We start from the raw sequence: 18,083 nt of genomic DNA, 5'->3' as shown, positions 1-18,083 counted from the left end.
TGCTCGAGCCCTTCCAGAGTTCACTTGCACCACCAGAGGCACGCCATGATGACTCCGATCAAAGGCTCCGTCCTGACTTCACTGCTGATTGCTGCCGCCACGTTTGCCTGGCAAACAGTCAGCGAAGCCGCCGTGCGCTGCGAGCGCAATCTGGTGGCCAACGTGGTGGCGCTCGACCAGCCACTGATGTTCAACCGCCTCGGCGCGCAGAATGCCAACGGCATGATGTTCGCCCTGCGCCGCGATGTGGTTGACGAGCACCAGGTGTCGCTGGAAAATGGTGGCGCGGCAGTGCCGGGCAAGGTCACGCTGCGCCCGGACAAACGGCCGCGGCCGATCGTGCTGCGGGTGGCGGCCGGTGACTGCCTGACCGTGAACCTGCAGAACCTGTTGGCCTATCAGGCTAATCCGAACAAGCACGGCTTCGATCACGAGGAAGAGAGCGAAGTCGAAGGCGAAGGGAACGAAGCAGCCGAAGGCAATGAAAATCAAGGCGGCACCGAGCACGGTTTCGTCGCCGATGAGCAGGTCAGCGATCGCCATGTCGGCTTTCAGGTCAATGGCATGCAGGCGGTCAACAGCATCGCCGACATTGCCGCCAACACCGGGCGCAACGGCAACTTCCTGATTGCCCCAGGTGCCAGCCGCACCTACACCCTGTACGCTGAGCGCGAAGGCGCTTTCGCCGCCACCAGCCAAGGCGCCACCTTTGGTGGTGAGGGCGCTGCCGGTAACGTTGCCAACGGCCTGTTCGGCCAGGTGGTGGTGCTGCCGAAAAATGCGCGGACCTACCGCAACACCCTGACCGAAGAAGAAATGCGCCTGGCCACCACCGGCCGTGCACCTACCGGCCAGCCAATCGTCGATTACCAGGCCCGCTATCCACAGCGCGAACCCTGGATCCGTGAAGGCAAGGCCGGCTCGCCGATCATCGCCATGGTTGATGGCAACGAGATCATCTCCAGTGAAACCGACGCCGTGGTCATGGGCCCCAATGCCGATGGCAGCTTCCCGCCCTCGACCTACCCGCTGGAAAGCATCGGCAAGCGTAACCCGGCGGTACCCAATCGCCTGGAACCGTTCCGTGACTTTGCCGCGCAGTTCACCGACGAGGCCGCCGTCACCCAGGCGTTCCCCGGTTATTGGGCTGACCCGGTCATGGGCCATGTCCTGGAACCGACCCGCGATTCGTTCATGATCAACTACGGCTCAGGCGGCATGGGCGCTGAAGTGGTGGCCAACCGCCTGGGGGTGGGGCCGATGCATGACTGCCTGTCGTGCGCTTACGAAGAGTTCTTCCTCAGCTCGCACACGGTCGGTGACGTCGCCATGCTGGTGGACGTGCCGGCCAACGTTGGCCTCGAGAACATTCGCCCAGGGCAGACACCGAACGCCGACAAGGTCGGGGTCAAGGCCACCATGGCGCTGTTCCCGGCTGAACCGGCCAACGTCAACCACAGCTACATTGGTGACTTCGTCAAATTCCGCAACACCCACAACGGCCACGAGCAGCACATCTTCCACCTGCACGGGCACCAGTGGCTGTTCAACCCCAATGACGACAACTCCGACTATACCGATGCCCAGGGCATTGGCCCAGGTGTCGGCTATACCTATGAAATCGCCAACGGCGGCTCGGGCAACCGCAACCGTGTAGCGGGCGATGCGATCTATCACTGCCACTTCTACCCGCACTTTGCCCAGGGTATGTGGAGCATGTGGCGGGTGCATGACGTGTTCGAGGAGGGCACCCGTCTTGAAGTTTCCGCCCAAGGTCCGGACGGTTATCACACCGAGCCGTATGCCCTGCGTAGCGGCAAGCCGGCCGCTGGCGCGCGCGCCTTGCCGGACGGAGAAATCATCGCCGGTACCCCGATTCCCGCCATCGTCCCGCTGCCAGGCAAGGCCATGGCGCCGATGCCCGGCAAAGTGGCGGTGATTCCGAAACTGGCTGAAACCCTGGTCGCCGAAAACGACGAGGGTGATGACGATTCCGGCCATCATGATGGCGCACCGCGGGCCGTCGGCTCGCTGGTCCTGGTCGATCGCAGTGCAGCCAACCGCAACGCCGATGGCAGCCTGAAAAACCCTGGCTACCCCTTCTGGATTGGCGGCATGGAAAGCACCGTTGGCCAACGTCCTCCGACTCCACCGCTGGATATGCTCGACCCGGCCAAAGCACAACAGCTGAAAAACACCGGCGAGGCCCTGTGGGCCAACCTCGACCCGGCCCAGGTTGGCGGCTGGGACGGCGGCTTGCCACGTCATACCCTTGATGGCCTGGCAGCCGGTGGCGAGGCGGATGTGACCACCACCGCACTGGATTTCACCAAGAAGATCACCAAAGCCAAGGCGGTGTTCCTGCCGGAAGAAGGCACCGAGGTCGAGCAGGCGGCCATGAGCTTCCATTCCAAGCTTGAACATCCAAGCTACGCGGTGCTGCCAGACAGCCAGACGGTGGCACGCAGCTTCCGCACCAATGGGGCGGCGCCAACCGCCGGTGCGCCGTTCTTCGAGCCGTGCATGGACGACCGCGCCAAGCGCCTGACCCTGGCCGCCGGCGCCGGTGAGTTTGCCAGCGGCGAGCGCCTGGATGGCATGAGCTTCACCGGTTCTTCGACCTTTACCGCCGACCGCCCACGGATCTACAAGGGCGCCTACATCCAGTACGACGCGGTCTACAACAAGGTCGGCTACCACTTCCCGCAGGCACGCATTATCTCCCTCTGGGAGGACGCCTGGTCGGTGATCAACAAGCAGCGCCCACCGGAGCCGCTGGTGATGCGCATGAACACCTTCGATTGCGTGATGTACCAGCACACCAACCTGATTCCGAACTACTACGAGATGGATGACTACCAGGTGCGCACCCCGACCGACGTGATCGGCCAGCATATCCACCTGCCAAAATGGGACCTGACCGCAGCCGATGGTTCGGCTAACGGCTGGAACTACGAAGACGGCATTCTCTCGCCCAGCACCGTGGTCGAGCGCATCCATGCCATTCGCCAGTTCAACCAATGCACCAGCAGCGATCCGCGCGAAGGCAGTGCCGAGTGTCCGGTCGCCAAGGCGCATCCGTTCTTCGGCCGCTACGGTCGCGCCGACTGGATGGGTGCACGCACGGCCATGCAGCGCTGGTTCGCCGATCCAGTGGTCAACGTGCACAACGTCGACCGTGGCTTGGGCACCATTTTCACCCACGACCACCTCGGCCCATCGACCCACCAGCAATTGGGCCTGTACGCCACCGTACTGGCCGAGCCAGCCGGGTCGACCTGGTACCACGCCGAAACCGGCGAGCAGCTATACAACACCGCGCTGCGTGAAGACGGCGGGCCGACCTCATGGCAGGCCGTGGTCAAGACTGGCGACCATGACGGCGACGGTCGCAACGACAGCTACCGTGAATTCTTCCTGGAGTACAGCGACTTCCAGCACGCCTACGAGGCTGGGGTGTATGTCGGTGCGGGTCCTGACGGTATTCCTGATGCCCAGGCGTTCCCGGCAACCGCCGACAGCTTTCGCTTCGCGATCAACCCGCCTGTGCGGCAGGCGGCGTCGAACCTGCTCGAAGCAGTGGTCGAGTCCCGTGGCGGCCTGTCCCCAGGCTGCCCGTCGCGGCCTTGCCCACAAGCCATCTCGGTGGATGACCCTGGCATGTTCGTCGTCAACTACCGTAACGAGCCGCTGGCCCTGCGGGTCTACGACCCCAATAAGGTGGCCCCGGACGGCAAGCGCGGCATGCAGGCCGATGGCCTGGGCGGTGACTTGGCATTCGCCATGCAGAGCCGTACCGACCGTGCCATCCCGGCGATGAACCTGTCGCCAGCGGCCATCACCTCGGCCGTCGGCCCCACCGGTGGCACGACGCTGTTCCCGCCGCACATCAACAAGGCGGGCGCCGAACCGGGTGATCCGTTCACGCCAATGCTGCGCACCTACTCGGGTGACAACGTGCGCCTGCGCATGCACGCTGGCGGCTATGAAGAGGAACACAACGTAACCCTGCATGGCGTCAAGTGGCTGCAGAACAGCTCGGGTTTCGGCAACAGTTCCAACTCGGGGTGGAGGTCCTCGCAGATGGTGGGCATCTCCGAACAACTGGGCTTCATGGCGCCGGTGTCGATGATCTCCAGCTCGGCGGCGCCCAACGGCGACTACCTGTACTCGCTCGACGCCGCTCACGAAGGCTACTGGAACGGTATCTGGGGGGTAATGCGCAACTACACCGCCAGCCGTCCAGACCTGTTCCCGCTGCCGAACAACCCATTGCCCATGGCGGCGCGCAACACCGTGGCGTTTGACGGCATCTGTCCGCGCTTTACCGCCAACCCCAACGGTATTGGCACCCGGCCGACCGTGCAGCGCAGTTACGAAGTGGTGGCGGCCCTGGCCAACGATATCCTCGGCAATCCGTTGGGGGTGAGCATCAACGACCCGAGCGGCGTCGGCCAGCACGTGGGCGGCCCGTTGAAGGCCAATGGCGGTACCCTGGTCTACAACAGCCGGCGCACCAGCATCCCGCAAGTAACGGTGACCGACCCCGAAGATGGTGCGACCTTCACCATCGGCGGCCACAGCGGGCCGCTGCATGACCCGACCGCGATCCTCTACGTGCGCAAGGCCGACCTCGACCCTGCCACCGGCAAACTCAAGCCCGGTGTACCGATCGAGCCGCTGGTACTGCGTGCCGCTGCCGGTGAGTGCCTGAAGGTCACCCTGGAAAACCGCCTGCCGCTGGTGATGCCGGACCTGCCGAGCACTGCGGTGATGCAGAACGTGGTCAAGCGTGACCGTCAGGGCAGCGAAGGCTCCACCGCCTTCAACAACAACCTGATGCGTCCGTCCAGCCATGTTGGCCTGCATACGCAACTGCTGTCCTATGACATCACCAAGTCGGACGGCGTCAACGTCGGCCAGAACCCGGTGCAGACCGTACCGCCTCGCAACGGCAGCAGCGGCGCCTATCCGCACAAGGTGTACCAGTACTACGCCGGGCACCTGGAGCGTGAAGGCAAGCCGGTGATGCAGATGGGGCGCTCGGTGGACAACATCAACGCCACAGCCATCGAGTTCGGTGGGCTCAACATCACCCCGGCCGATGTCATCAAGCAGGGCCAGAAGGGCCTGATCGGTGGCATGAGCATCCTGCCGCAGACCGCCACCTGGACCGAGGACAGTGCCAGCCGTGCCTCGGCCACGGTGCAAGTACCGGGGCAGCCAGCCTACCGCGACTTTGCCACGCTCTGGCAGCGGGCGCTGAACATGCGCTGGGCGGATGGCCGGCCGGTGGAAGGCATGGGCACTGAAGGCAACGGTGTACCGGGTGATCCGAAAGACAACTCGAACATGGCCATCAACTACAAGACCGAGCCGCTGTGGTTCCGCTTCGGCCTGGCCCCGGATGCGCCGTTCGGGCATGCCGATGGCAATGGCTGGGCGGATGTCCCTAACGCCCATATGGCCTACAGCAACGCCCTGGTCGGCGGCGACCCGCAAACCCCGGTGCTGTGGGCCAAGCCTGGTCAAGCGTTGCGTAACCATGTGCTGATGCCTACCGGTGGCAGCCGTGGCGTTACCTATCAGCTCGATGGCCACCTGTGGCCACTGCATAACTACCAGGCCGAGAAGTCCGACATCAACGGCTTCCCCTTGAGTTTGCCAGGTATCGGTTCGGTGCGCTTTGGCTTCAACCCGCAGGCCATGTTCATCGGCGCCCAGGAAAGCGTGCTACCGGCTGCGCACTTCAGCTTCATGGTGCCCAGTGCCGGGGGTAGCAACGCGGTACCGGGTGACTATCTGTTCCGCGACTATGCCGCCTTCGGCAATGCTTCGGGACTGTGGGGGATCCTGCGGGTAACAGAAGAAGCACCACCGTCTACACCGCCAGCGCAGTAAGGGAAAAGGGGAGAGGTCATGAACAAGAAAAATAGACCGTTGTACCTGGGCCTGATGGCAGGCTTGACCCTGATAGGCCTGGGGGTCAGTTACGAGAGCTTGTGGTGCGACCCGCGCAGCGAGTTGGCCGCAAGCGATCCACAGGCGCTGCACCGGCTCAGCCGCGACGGTGTCACCGTCGAGTTCGAGGCCCGGCCGCTGGGCAACGACGGGGTGCTGACGGAGGGCGCGTTTGCCAACGTGCGTTTCAAAATCACCGACCAGAACAGCGGCCAGCCACTGTCGGGCGTGTCCCCGGGCGCCTGGCTGGACCCGGCGCTGACCGGCGACGCGGCCAAAGACCGCAACAAGACCTGCAAGGCACGGGTGGCGCTGTTTCTCAAAAGCAGTATCGGCGCCCGTCCATTGCTGGACCTCAACAGCTACTTCCTGCTGGTACTGAACAAGGATGCCAGCCTGACCGTGATCGATCCCTCAGTCTCGGTCGGTGGGGTTACCAGCACCCTGGCGCGCATCGAACTGCCTGGCGTGCCGATGGACTGGGTGGCCAGTAACGACGACAAACAGGTATTCGTGTCTATCCCCGAACGCGGTGAAGTGGCGTTGATCGACACCGAGACATTCCAGCGCGTGGGCAGCATAGAGGCCGGCAAGCAGCCGTTGCGGGTGGCCCTGCAGCCGGACCAGCGCCTGCTGTGGGTCGGCAACAATTCAAGTGACCCGGCGCACAGCGGCGTCAGCGTGATCGATGTGCCCAGCCGCAAAAACATGAAGTTCTTTGCCACCGGCACCGGCCATCACGAAATCGCCTTCAGCGCCGACTCGCGTTACGCCTTTGTCAGCAACCGCGACAGCGGCACCCTGAGCGTGATCAATGCCAGCGAGATGCGTCTGGTCAAGACCCTCAAGGTCGGCTCGCATCCACTGTCGGTTGCCTATTCGGCGCTGTCACAGGCGGTCTATGTGGCCGATGGGCGCGACGGCAGCATCAGCGTCATCGATGCGCGCAGCCATGAACTGCGCCAGCGGATTGAGGGCAAACAGGGCCTGGGACCGATGCGCTTCAGCAGTGACGGGCGTTTCGGCATTGTCCTCAATACCCTGGAAAGCCAGGCGCTGGTGATCGACGCCAGTACCGACCGGCTGATCCACAGCCTGCCGGTGACCGCCGAACCCTACCAACTGACCTTTACCAAGGCCTATGCCTATATCCGCGGCCTGGCTTCAGCGAAGGTCGCCATGGTTAACCTGGGCAGCCTCGGCGAGGGTCGTCAACCTATCGTCCAGAGCTTCGAAGCCGGGCCGGCGGCGCCGCGCCAGGCCGGTGACCTGCCGCTGGCCCAGGGCCTGACGGTGGCCCGCGATGATAACTCGGTGTTCGTCGTCAACCCGGTGGACAACACGACCTACTTTTATGCCGAAGGCATGAACGCACCGATGTCCGGCTACGCCAACCGCGGCCACAATGCCCGCGCGGCCCTGGTCATCGACCGCAGCCTGCGCGAAGTGGCGCCGGGGGTCTACAGCTCGACGATCAAGCTCCCTGCTGCCGGTACCTTCGACGTGGCCTTTCTGCTCAACCAGCCGCAGATCATCCACTGCTTCAGCACCGAGGTAGCCGCTTCACCCAGCGCACCGCACCGGCAGTCGCCGCAGGTAGAGTTCATGCTTGAACCCACGGTGGTGCAGGGCCGCCCCTTTACGGCGCGCTTTCGTATCGTCGAAGGCAATGGCACCCCGCGCAATGGCATCAAGGACCTGAGCGTGCGCTACTTCCTCGCACCGTCGTCACGGGCCCGCGACAGCCGCGTGCATGAAGTCGGCGACGGGGTCTACGAAGCATCCCTGGAGCTGGCTGAAGCTGGCGCCTGGTACCTGCATGTGCAGGCACCGTCTTTGGGCAGTGCTTTTGCCGAGAAAAACTACACCAGCCTGCGGGTACTCCCCGCCGCGGCTCAACAAGCGTCCGATGTGGGTTCAAGGAGTGTGCGATGAAAATGCTTGATCGCTGCAGACTGTTCAGCCTCTGCCTGTTAGCCGCCAGTTGTGGTTTCGCCCAGGCCCATGGCGGTGTCGATCATAGTGGCGATGATGATCACAGTGGCCATGCTGCACCCGCCGCTCACCAGGAAAAGGCCTCGGTGCGTTTTGCCGATGTCCAGCTGCTGGACCAGAATGGCATGCCGGTACGCCTGGAGAAGGACCTGGTGGCCGATCGCCTGGTGGTCATGGGCTTTATCTACACCAGTTGCACCACGGTCTGCCCGGTGGTGTCCTCGATCATGGCCAAGGTGCAGAAACAACTGGGCGGGCGGCTCGGCAATGAAGTGCAACTGGTATCGATCAGCGTCGACCCGCAACGTGACGACTCCAAGCGCCTGCAAGACTACGCCAAGGCCTTCCAGGTCGGGCCGGGCTGGAGCTGGCTGACCGGCTCGCCCTATGCGGTCAATGAAACCCTCAAGGGCCTGGGCAGCTTCAGCGCCAACCTCAGCGAGCATCCGCCGCTGATACTCGTGGGTGACGGTCGCAGCGGCAAATGGACACGTTTCTACGGCTTCACCGATCCGGCGCTGTTGGTCAGCGAAATCGACCGTCTCAGTGCCAAACGCGTGCATGCCAAACACACCGCCATCGCCCAGGAGGTGCAACCATGAGCGCCGTTACTGCAAGCAAATCGGTCATGCGCGGCGTCGACTGGCTGGTGCTGCTGGCCTGTCTGTGGATCTTGAGCTCGGTGGCGTTTGCCCATGAAGGACACGCGCCCCAGGCCAGCACCAGCACCAGCGCCGTCACGCCGACCGCAGGCACCCATGATGCCCAGGCCTACTTCACTGACAGCCTGGTGCAGGACCAGAACGGCCGCAGTCTGCGTTTCTACAGCGATGTGCTGAAGGATCGGGTGGTGCTGCTCAATGTTATCTTCACCCACTGCAACGATGCCTGCCCACTGATCACCCGCAAGTTGCGCGAGGTGCGTGAAGCGATGGGGGAAGAGGCGGCTAGCAAAGTAACGTTCATTTCCTTGAGCAGTGACCCCACCAACGACACCCCACAAGTGCTCAAGGCATTTGCCGAAAAGCAGGGTGTGGACGGTCCCAACTGGCTGTTTCTGACCGGTGACAAGGCACAGATGGACCTGGTGCTGATGCGCCTTGGTCACCTGATCCCCAGCCCCGAGCAACATTCCACCCAGCTGATTGCTGGCGACGTAGCCAATAAGCGCTGGAGCAAGATCCGCCCCGATGCACCGCCCATGGCGATTGCCCAACGTCTGCAATTGCTGTCGCAACCCCTGGCCGGGCGTTGAACATCATGATCACGGCGCTGCGTACCGGGGCCCTGCTGTTGATGCTCACTGCCAGCAGCAACGCCCTGGCCCTGGACCTGAGCCCGGCGGAGCTGGCAGGCAAGCGCTTGTATCGCGAGGGTCTGTCGAGCAGCGATGCCCAGGTGTCGGCGCGGGTCGGTGCCGCCGACATGCTGGTGCCGGCCAGCGTTGTGCCCTGTGGCAGTTGCCATGGCGCCGATGGACTGGGCCGGGCCGAGGGTGGTGTGCGTCCTCCGGTGCTGAGCTGGCAACGGCTGGCGGCCGGGCAGGGCCTGCGCAAGGTCAATGGCCGGACCTATCCGGCCTATACCGAATCCAGCCTGGCCCGGGCGATTCAGGAGGGCCGTGATCCGGCCGGTAATCGTCTGGACCCGGCCATGCCACGCTTCGTCCTGAGCATGGCCGACCAGCGCAATCTCAGTGCCTACCTCAAGCGCCTGGCCGATGAGCGCGATCCAGGCCTGGAGGAACAGACCTTGCGCCTGGGCACTTTGCTGCCGGGCCAAGGCGTTCTGGCTGCGCCGGCGCGGGTGGTGGCGGCGGTACTTGAGGACCGTATCGAGCAACTTAACCAGCAAGGCGGTATTCATGGCAGGCAATTGCAGTTGATCAATGTCGATCCGGGGCCTGATCTGGCCAGCGCCGAACAGGCCCTCACCCAATTGCTCGAACAGGAACAGGTATTCGCCTTGATTTCGCCGCTGGCGCCGGCCCTGGAGTCGACCCTGGCGACTCGCCTGGAACAGGCGCGGGTGCCCTTGATTGGCAGCGCGCCGGTACTCACCAGCAGCACGCAGATCTTCGACCCCTTGCCGGGGCTGGATGAGCAGTTGCTGAGCCTGGCCGATTATGCCCAGGCCAACCTGGCGCTGCTGCAGGCCGGTACACGGATTGTCTATGCCGACCCGGCCCAGGCAAGCCTGGCCCAACACCTTGAGCAGCAACTGCAACGTCGCGGCTGGAGCGAGGTCAAGGCCCAGCGCCTCACTGAGCAGGCTGCAGAAGGACAGGCGCTGTTCTTTCTTGGCCAGGCCGAGGATTTCGCCCGTCTGATCGCGCAACTGCAGCAGGCCGGCCGTACGCCCTACCTGTTTGCCGCCGCCCATCAGGTCGCCAGCCAGTTACCGCAGGTGCCTGACGCCTGGTCGCGGCGGGTATTCCTGGCGTATCCGTTCGTACCCGATGACTGGACGCCAACAGGGCGCCAGGCGCTGAGCGATATGCGCCTGCGCCAGGGGCTGGATGGTCGCCAAGGTGTTTTGCAGGTCGGCACCTGGTGTGCCGTGCAATTGCTCGGTGATGCCCTCAAGCGCGCGGGGCGCGATGCCAGCCGCGAAAAACTCATCCAGGCGCTAGAGAGCCTGCACGATGTGCAGACCGGTCTTACGCCGCCACTGAGCTTTGGTCCAGGCCGCCGTCAGGGGCTGGCCGGGGCGCATGTGGTGACCCTGGAAATGCCCGGCCCGGTGTTCTATCCGGTGGCTGCCTATCGTCCTGTCGCTGAGGTAAATTCGCCATGAAGCTGCTCTCTGTGTTGTTGTGCCTGGTGGCTCTGCAACTGCAGGCCCAGGACGGCCCTCCCGCTGCTCAGGTCAATGGCGTGCCGATCAGCCAGATGCGTCTGGACCGCTATTTTGCTGACTACCTGCAGGCCCAGGGCAGGGCCCTGACCAGCATTCGGAACCCCAGCGTGTACAAACGTTTGCGTGACCAGGCGCTGAATGACCTGATCGACAAGGAGTTGCTCTGGCAAGAAGCCCAGCGCCAGGGGATAAAGGTCAGCGACAGTGAGGTGAACGCGCAGATCGACCAGTTGCGCCAGGCCCTGGGCACTGCAAAAACCTTTGCGCAGCGTCTGGCCGATGCCGGTTTCGATGCCAGCAGTTTTGCCGACTACACCCGCCACGAACTGGCCGCGCAGCAGGTATTTATGCAGGCCTCACAGGCTCCGGAGCCGGACCCGGCCGAGGTTCGCGCTTTCTACCTGGCCAATGCCAGCGCTTTGCCGCAGGCGCAGAACCAAACCGCCAGCGCCTCTGTCGAAGATCAGCAGGGACTGGATTTGGCCAAACGTCTACTGGTCGATCAGCAACAGGCGCAGGCGCGCCAAGCCTTGCTGCAGCGTCTGCGTGACGCCGGGCAGGTGCAACGACTTGACTGACGGCTCATCGGCCCCCCAATGTTGGGGATACCAGTAGGGGCAAAACGCTAGCCGGTCCCCGGGATTGGGGAAGGGGTCATAGCCCATTTGCGTCTACTCTTAAAGAATCAATGACATAGCACAGTAATAAGCGCCGTCTCTGGTCTGGCACGAAGCATGCGTAAGCCTATACAAGGTCGCACTTCGCCAGACCGGGAAACCGGGCCTGTGGTGCTTCAAGGAGTCGACCTTGGTTAACACAGTATTGGTAGTCGATGACGAACAGACCCTTGCGGGCAATATCCAGGCTTACCTGGATGCGCAAGGCCTGAACGTCCATGTTGCCTACGACGGGGCCAGTGCCATCGGTGAAGCCGAGCGCACCCAACCTGACGTGATAGTGCTCGATTTCCGCTTGCCCGACATGGAGGGGTTTCAGGTACTGGAGACTGTGCGCAAGAGCAGGAACTGTCATTTTGTGCTGATCACTGCCCACCCGACCGCCGAGGTCCGTGAGCGTGCCAACCAGCTGGGCGTCAGTCATATCCTGTTCAAGCCTTTTCCGCTGGCGGAACTGGCCCGCGCAGTCAACGACCTGATGGGCATCAAGCGCGAGGCCGGGAGCAAGGGCAACACGGACACAGGGTTCGTCGAACGACGCCAGAGCAGGAGTGAGAGCTTCCCCCTGCAGTTGTTCGACGGTAGTTGGGTCCTGGCAGATCGCCGACGTAGTGGCGTGAGGCCGCCGGAACCGGACGACGACCAACTGCTCACCGGGGAATAACGCGCGAGCAGACCTGAACATGGCTTGCCGCGCCCCGCGCCGGAGAGCAAGTCATGGAAACCGTGTCGCTCGCTGTTGTCGCTACCCAGGAAGGTGCCCCCGCAGCCCTTGGTCGTGAGTTGCTGGCCCAGGCACGCGCCAGCGCCGAACAGAACGCCGAACGCCTGCTCGATACCCTGCAACGCCTGAGTGGCCTGAACCCCGCCGATTTTGTCGCACGCCTGGGCGTCACCTTGCATTACCCGGTATTGGACGGCCAGGCGCTGTTCGCCGCCACGCCGCTGTTCGACCGGGTCAGCCTGGCCCAGTGCCTGAAACGCGAATTCCTCTTCCTCGAACATGATGGCCAGGCCCTGGGCGTGTTTGCCGACCCCTTCGACACCGCGCGCCTGGCCTGGATCGATGAATGCCTGCAAGGTGCGCCACTGTACCTGGTCGAGGCCGCCGATCTTGCCGGCTTTCTCGCCCGCCACGAAGAAAGCTTTCACGCGGTCGATTCGCTGGACACCGAAAGCGAGGCAGTCAACGAACTCGACACCTTGCAAAGTCTGTCGCTGGCCAGCATCAGCGAAGACCAGAGCCGGGTGGTCAAGCTGGTCAACTCGACCCTCTATGACGCCCTGAAGATGCACGCCAGCGACATCCATCTGGGCGTCACCGGCACCGGCCTGGTGATCAAGTACCGCATCGATGGGGTGCTCAACAGCATCAGCAAGGTCAGCGGCAGCGAGTTCGCCGAACAGGTGATCTCACGGATCAAGGTCATGGCCGAACTGGACATCGGTGAAAAACGCGTGCCCCAGGACGGTCGTTTCAAGATCGGCATCAGTGCCCGGCAGATCGACTTCCGCGTCTCGATCATGCCGAGCATTTTCGGTGAGGATGCAGTGCTGCGGGTGCTCGACAAACAGGACCTGGCAGATCGCGTCAGCGGTGTCCAGCTGCAGGCCCTGGGCTTCGAAGAGCAGACCCTGCGCAGCCTGCGCCGCCTGGCCAACGAGCCTTACGGCATGATCCTGGTCACCGGCCCCACCGGCAGCGGCAAGACCACGACCCTCTACGCCATGATCAGCGAGATCAACCACGGCGTGGACAAGATCATCACCATCGAAGACCCGGTTGAGTACCAGTTGCCGGGGGTGCTGCAGATTCCGGTCAACGAGAAGAAGGGCCTGACCTTCGCCCGCGGCCTGCGCTCGATTCTGCGCCATGACCCGGACAAGATCATGGTCGGTGAGATCCGCGACCCGGACACCGCACAGATCGCCGTGCAATCGGCACTGACCGGGCACCTGGTGTTCACCACCATTCACGCTAACAACGTCTTCGATGTGATCGGCCGCTTCAGCCAGATGCAGGTCGATCCCTACAGCTTTGTCTCCGCCCTCAATGCAGTGCTGGCCCAGCGTCTGATTCGCCTGGTCTGCCCGCACTGCGCCAGCCCCCACCAGCCCAGTGCTGAAGAGCTCAGCGATTCCGGGTTGGAAGCGGGGCAGGTGGGGCAATACCGGTTTGTTCATGGCAGCGGTTGCGGCCAGTGCCGGGGCAGCGGTTATCGCGGGCGTACGGCGATTGCCGAGTTGCTGCACCTGGACGACGAACTGCGGCAAATGATCGTCGAACGTCGGCCCCTGGCGCAGATCAGGGCCCTGGCCTGTCAACGCGGCCTGCGCCTGCTGCGCAGCTCGGCACTGGAACTGGTGCGCGATGGCCGGACCACCCTGGAGGAGATCAATCGTGTCACATTTGTCGCCTGATCGCTTTATCGCCGTGCTCGGCGCCCAGGGTGTCGGCCTGTGCCAACGCCAGGGATCGGAACAACACTGGCTCGGTAGCCTGGGCTTTATCGCCGAGCGCAGCCAGGCCACCACCCTGGCCTTGGACACGCTGCACAGCCTGCTGGCTGAACAGTGCTGCAAGGGCGCCGAACTGCAACTGTTGCTGTCGGCGCAGTACTGCCGCTTCTGCCTGGTGCCCTGGAGCGCCGCCATCAGCCGCCCCGATGAACTGCGCCACTATGCCCGGGCCTGCTTCGAGGCCCATTACGGGCAGAGCCTGGACGGTTGGCGCCTGGTGGTCTCGCCTGAAGCCGCAGGTGTTGCGCGGATCGCCACGGCGGTGCCGGAAGCCTTGCTGCAACGGCTGCACGGCCATTGCCGCGACCTGGGCTTGCGCCTGCGCTCGGTGCGTCCATACCTGATGGCGGCCTACAACCGCTTTGCCGAGCAACTGGGGCAGAGCGACTTTCTCTTCGTGCTCGCCGAGCCACAGCGCAGTGTCTGCCTGCTGGCCCAGAACGGCGTCTGGCAGCAGGTCAGCGCCCAGGGTGGCAGCGACAGTGACGCCGACCTGCAAGCACTGATTGCCCGCCAGCGCGAACTCAACGCCAATGAACGAGGGCTGCCGGTGTTCCTGCATGCGCCGGGCCGCCAGGATCAGCCACCGGAACTGGATGGCGTGCACTTGTGCGAGCTGGGCGGCGATGCAGCGGATGTGCTGTGCCGCATGACCCGGGCGGTGGCCTGAAATGCGCCGCCTGGAGCTGGACTTTCAGCCACGGCGCACGGCCCTCTCGGTCTGGGTGCTGCTGGGCGTCGGTGTCAGCCTGTTGGCTGGCGCCGTTGTCCTTGCGCAAGGTTTCGGCCAGCAGCAGGCCGAGCTTGATCAACAACTGGAGGCGTTCGAGCGGCAACTGGGCAAGCGCCCTGAGCACGTCGCCGCGCTGACCCCAGCGCAGAGTCGTGAACAAACCGAGAAACTGGCGCAGATGCGCAGCGTCTCGCAGCAACTGCAGCGGCCTTGGGAGCGTCTGTTCGAGATGCTTGAAGCCTTGCCTCAGGACGACGTCGCGCTACTGACCCTGACCCCCGATGCGCGCAAGGGCCAGGTCCGTATCAGCGCCGAAGCCCGCGACCTGGAAGCCATGTTGACCTTCCACAAACGCCTGGAAGCCAGTGGCGAGCTGCGCGATGTGTCGCTGCTCAACCACGAAATCATGGCCAAGCAAGCCGAGCACCCCGTGCAATTCAACCTGTCGGCCACCTGGGAGATCGGCAATGCGCATCCATAGCCTGATTGTCCATGAGCACGCACGGCAGCTGGGTGTGGTTGGCCTGGCAGGCGCTGCCCTGATACTGCTGGCCCTGCTGTATGGCGCGGCGGTAGTGCTGCCGCAATGGCAACAGCTGCAACAACAGCAGTTGCGCAGTGAGCAAGCGCAAGCGCAGTTGCAGCAGCTCAAGCGTGGCGACCTGAAGCTGCCGCAAGTGCCGCAACGCGAGCTGGAAGACTTTCACAAACAACTGCCGGCCCAGCCTCAGGCCACCGTGGCCATCGACCGTATCTACAGCCTGGCCAAGGCCGAGCATATCAGCCTGGCCCGCGGGGAGTACGCCCTGGGAGTCGATCCCAAGACTCAGCTGGCGCGCTACCAGGTTCTCTTGCCAGTGCGCGGCAGCTACCCGCAGATCCGCCGCTTCATTCACGCCTTGCTCGGCCAGTTGCCGGCCCTGGTGCTTGAAGACGTCGACCTGCAGCGCAAGCAGATCGGTGACAGCGAACTGACCGGTCGCCTGCGTATGACCCTTTATCTGTCGAGGTCATGATGAACACTCAACGCCGTCTGGCCTGGCTGGCCTTTCTCGGATCTGCCGCGGTACTGACCTGGGCTCCGGGCGCCTTCTTCGACGACGAGTCTGCTGACCGCCAAGCGGTTGTCGCCGTCACCGACAAGACCGCGGCTGCCGCCAGCGAAGCCGCCGCTCAAGGTGCCAAGCCTGCTGTCCTCAAGCTACGGGACCTGTTCCCGAGCAAGAGCTGGAAACCGCTGGCACAGATGGCCACGGTTACCGAACAACCCGTTGCGCTGGCACCTGTGGCCTTGCCCCCAGTTGCACCGGCGCTGCCCTTTCAATTTGTCGGCCGCCTGGATGATCGCGACGATCAACAGGTATTCCTGCAAAGCGGCGAAAAACTCTACGTCGTGCGCCGCGGCGACGTGATTGATGACCTCTACCGGATCGAGCACATCTCCGCCACGGAGCTGAGCGTGGTCTATCTGCCGTTGCACCTGTCCCAGACTTTGTCTGTAGGGAGCGCACCATGATTTCGTCCAGGCACTGCAACAAGGCGCCATTCCTGATGCTTGCACTCTGCGTCGCCCTGGCTGGCTGCGGCACCAGTGCCGTACGCAAGGACGGCCAGGCGCTGATCGCCGAAGGGCAATACGAGGCAGGCATTGCCCTGCTTGAAGACGCGCTGAAGGAGAATCCGCGCGACACCGAACTGAATATTGCCGTGGTCCAGGGCCGCCGCCACGCGGTTGAAGCCTTGCTGAGTCAGGCAGACAGCGACCGCAGCCGCCACGACTTCCCCGGGGCGCGCATGGGCTACGGGCGGGTGCTGACCCTGGAGCCGAACAACCGTCGGGCCCAGGAGGCGGTACGCCAGATCGAGCAGATCGGCAACATCAACGAACGCGTAGCACTCGGCCAGGCGGCGTTGCGCCAAGGCGATCTGTTTGGTGCCGAGCGGCATATGCGTGAAGTCCTCCTGCTCGACCCGCAGAACCAGGATGGCCTGGCCCTGCGCAAGGACATCGAGCTGGTGCAGAGCCGCACCGCCCAGCCCAACCCGCAGTTGCGGACCAGGATGGAACGGCCGGTGACCCTGGAGTTTCGTGACGCCAACCTGAAAACCATCTTCGAGGTGCTGTCTCAGGTGGCCGGACTCAACTTCATCTTCGACAAGGACCTGCGCCCGGACATGAAGGCGACCATCTTCGTCCGAGACGTGCGTATTGAAGATGCCGTAGCGCTGCTGCTGGAGCAGAACCAACTGCACCAGAAAGTGGTGAACGACAACACCTTGCTGATCTATCCGGACTCGCCGCAGAAGACCAAGGACTACCAGGAACTGGTCATGCGCACCTTCTACCTGACCAGCATCGACTCCAACACCGCGCTGAACATGGTCAAGACCATGCTCAAGACCCGTGACGTGTTTGTCGATGAGCGTCTCAACACCCTGACCATGCGCGATACCCCTGATGCGGTACGCATGGCCGAGAAGCTGCTGCAGTCCCAGGACCAGTCCAACCCGGAAGTGGTGCTGGAGGTGGAGGTGATGGAGATCGCCCGTTCGCGCATCCTCGAACTCGGCTTGCAGTGGCCCAACACCTTCGGGGTACTCAACGAAGAAGGCAAGGCAGTCAGCACGCTGGATCAACTGCGTGGCATCGACTCCTCGCGCATTACCATCTCGCCGTCGCCCCAGGCCAAGATCAACGCCCAGGACAACGACATCAACACCCTGGCAAGCCCGGTGATCCGCGTCAGCAACCGCGAGCAGGCGCGTATCCACATCGGTCAGCGGGTGCCGATCATCAGCGCCACCTCGGTGCCTTCGACCCAGGGACCGGTGATCACCGAAAGCATCACCTACCTGGATGTCGGTCTCAAACTCGAGGTAACACCGGTGGTGCACCTGAACAACGAAGTGGCGATCAAGGTCGCCCTCGAAGTCAGCAACGCCAAACCGCTGGAGCCCACTCGCCAAGGCACTATCCCGGTCCAGGTCGACACCCGCAACGCCCAGACCAGCCTGCGCCTGCATGACGGCGAAACCCAGGTGCTGGCGGGGCTGGTACGCAATGACGAGGGGGCCAGCGGCAACAAGATTCCGTTGCTCGGCGACATCCCCGGGCTGGGCCGCCTGTTTGGCAGCAACAGGAACGACAAGGGCCAGTCGGAACTGGTGCTGTCGATCACTCCGCGCATCGTACGCAACCTGCCATACCAGAGTCCTTCGGACATGGAGTTCCCCTCCGGCACCGAAACCAGTATGCAGATCCGCAACCTCAATCGCACGATCGAGGTGGACGACCAGCAGCCGCTGGCCGCCGTGCCTACTGTTGTGAGGCCCTGAGC

Annotated in this window: 13 protein-coding genes; all 13 read left to right on the top strand. The window is 63.5% G+C overall.

Going from position 1 to position 18,083, the window contains the following annotated elements; all coding sequences use genetic code 11:
- The first annotated feature begins 45 nt into the window (after nucleotides 1-45).
- The gene (gene mnxG, locus ACRESH_RS13930) at nucleotides 46-5,901 is read left to right on the top strand and encodes a manganese-oxidizing multicopper oxidase MnxG (RefSeq protein WP_431742543.1); all 5,856 of its coding nucleotides are present in this window, start codon (nucleotides 46-48) and stop codon (nucleotides 5,899-5,901) included.
- A gap of 18 nt (nucleotides 5,902-5,919) precedes the next feature.
- On the top strand, nucleotides 5,920-7,896 hold the full coding sequence (locus ACRESH_RS13925; protein ID WP_431742542.1) for a cytochrome D1 domain-containing protein: 1,977 nt from the start codon (nucleotides 5,920-5,922) through the stop codon (nucleotides 7,894-7,896).
- Between the two features lie 2 nt (nucleotides 7,897-7,898).
- On the top strand, nucleotides 7,899-8,558 hold the full coding sequence (locus tag ACRESH_RS13920) for an SCO family protein (protein WP_431742580.1): 660 nt from the start codon (nucleotides 7,899-7,901) through the stop codon (nucleotides 8,556-8,558).
- On the top strand, nucleotides 8,555-9,211 hold the full coding sequence (locus ACRESH_RS13915; RefSeq protein ID WP_431742541.1) for an SCO family protein: 657 nt from the start codon (nucleotides 8,555-8,557) through the stop codon (nucleotides 9,209-9,211). Before ACRESH_RS13920 ends, ACRESH_RS13915 begins: the two co-directional genes overlap by 4 nt.
- Before the next feature lie 5 nt (nucleotides 9,212-9,216).
- The gene (locus ACRESH_RS13910) at nucleotides 9,217-10,752 is read left to right on the top strand and encodes a cytochrome c/ABC transporter substrate-binding protein (protein ID WP_431742540.1); all 1,536 of its coding nucleotides are present in this window, start codon (nucleotides 9,217-9,219) and stop codon (nucleotides 10,750-10,752) included.
- Nucleotides 10,749-11,393, top strand: a complete 645-nt coding sequence (locus tag ACRESH_RS13905) for a SurA N-terminal domain-containing protein (RefSeq protein WP_431742539.1) — start codon at nucleotides 10,749-10,751, stop codon at nucleotides 11,391-11,393. Before ACRESH_RS13910 ends, ACRESH_RS13905 begins: the two co-directional genes overlap by 4 nt.
- A gap of 229 nt (nucleotides 11,394-11,622) precedes the next feature.
- Complete coding sequence (locus ACRESH_RS13900; protein WP_431742538.1) at nucleotides 11,623-12,156, top strand: response regulator; 534 nt, start codon at nucleotides 11,623-11,625, stop codon at nucleotides 12,154-12,156.
- Nucleotides 12,157-12,209: 53 nt separating this feature from the next.
- Entirely contained in the window at nucleotides 12,210-13,913 is a 1,704-nt protein-coding gene (locus ACRESH_RS13895; RefSeq protein ID WP_431742537.1) for a GspE/PulE family protein, read from the top strand.
- Complete coding sequence (locus ACRESH_RS13890) at nucleotides 13,894-14,682, top strand: hypothetical protein (protein WP_431742536.1); 789 nt, start codon at nucleotides 13,894-13,896, stop codon at nucleotides 14,680-14,682. Before ACRESH_RS13895 ends, ACRESH_RS13890 begins: the two co-directional genes overlap by 20 nt.
- A 1-nt stretch (nucleotide 14,683) precedes the next feature.
- The gene (locus tag ACRESH_RS13885) at nucleotides 14,684-15,226 is read left to right on the top strand and encodes a PilN domain-containing protein (RefSeq protein WP_431742535.1); all 543 of its coding nucleotides are present in this window, start codon (nucleotides 14,684-14,686) and stop codon (nucleotides 15,224-15,226) included.
- A complete protein-coding gene (pilO, locus tag ACRESH_RS13880; RefSeq protein WP_431742534.1) occupies nucleotides 15,213-15,761 on the top strand; it encodes a type 4a pilus biogenesis protein PilO in 549 nt (182 codons plus the stop codon). The genes ACRESH_RS13885 and pilO overlap by 14 nt, the downstream gene beginning before the upstream one ends.
- Complete coding sequence (locus ACRESH_RS13875; RefSeq protein ID WP_431742533.1) at nucleotides 15,761-16,261, top strand: hypothetical protein; 501 nt, start codon at nucleotides 15,761-15,763, stop codon at nucleotides 16,259-16,261. The genes pilO and ACRESH_RS13875 overlap by 1 nt, the downstream gene beginning before the upstream one ends.
- Nucleotides 16,258-18,081, top strand: coding sequence for a secretin N-terminal domain-containing protein (locus ACRESH_RS13870; protein ID WP_431742532.1), 1,824 nt, complete (start codon nucleotides 16,258-16,260; stop codon nucleotides 18,079-18,081). Before ACRESH_RS13875 ends, ACRESH_RS13870 begins: the two co-directional genes overlap by 4 nt.
- Nucleotides 18,082-18,083 lie beyond the last annotated feature (2 nt).

This window comes from Pseudomonas sp. (assembly GCF_050739775.1).
Classification (GTDB): Bacteria; Pseudomonadota; Gammaproteobacteria; order Pseudomonadales; family Pseudomonadaceae; genus Aquipseudomonas.
The sequence above is the reverse complement of the archived record's forward strand: the minus strand, read 5'-3'. Positions and strand labels throughout refer to the sequence as shown.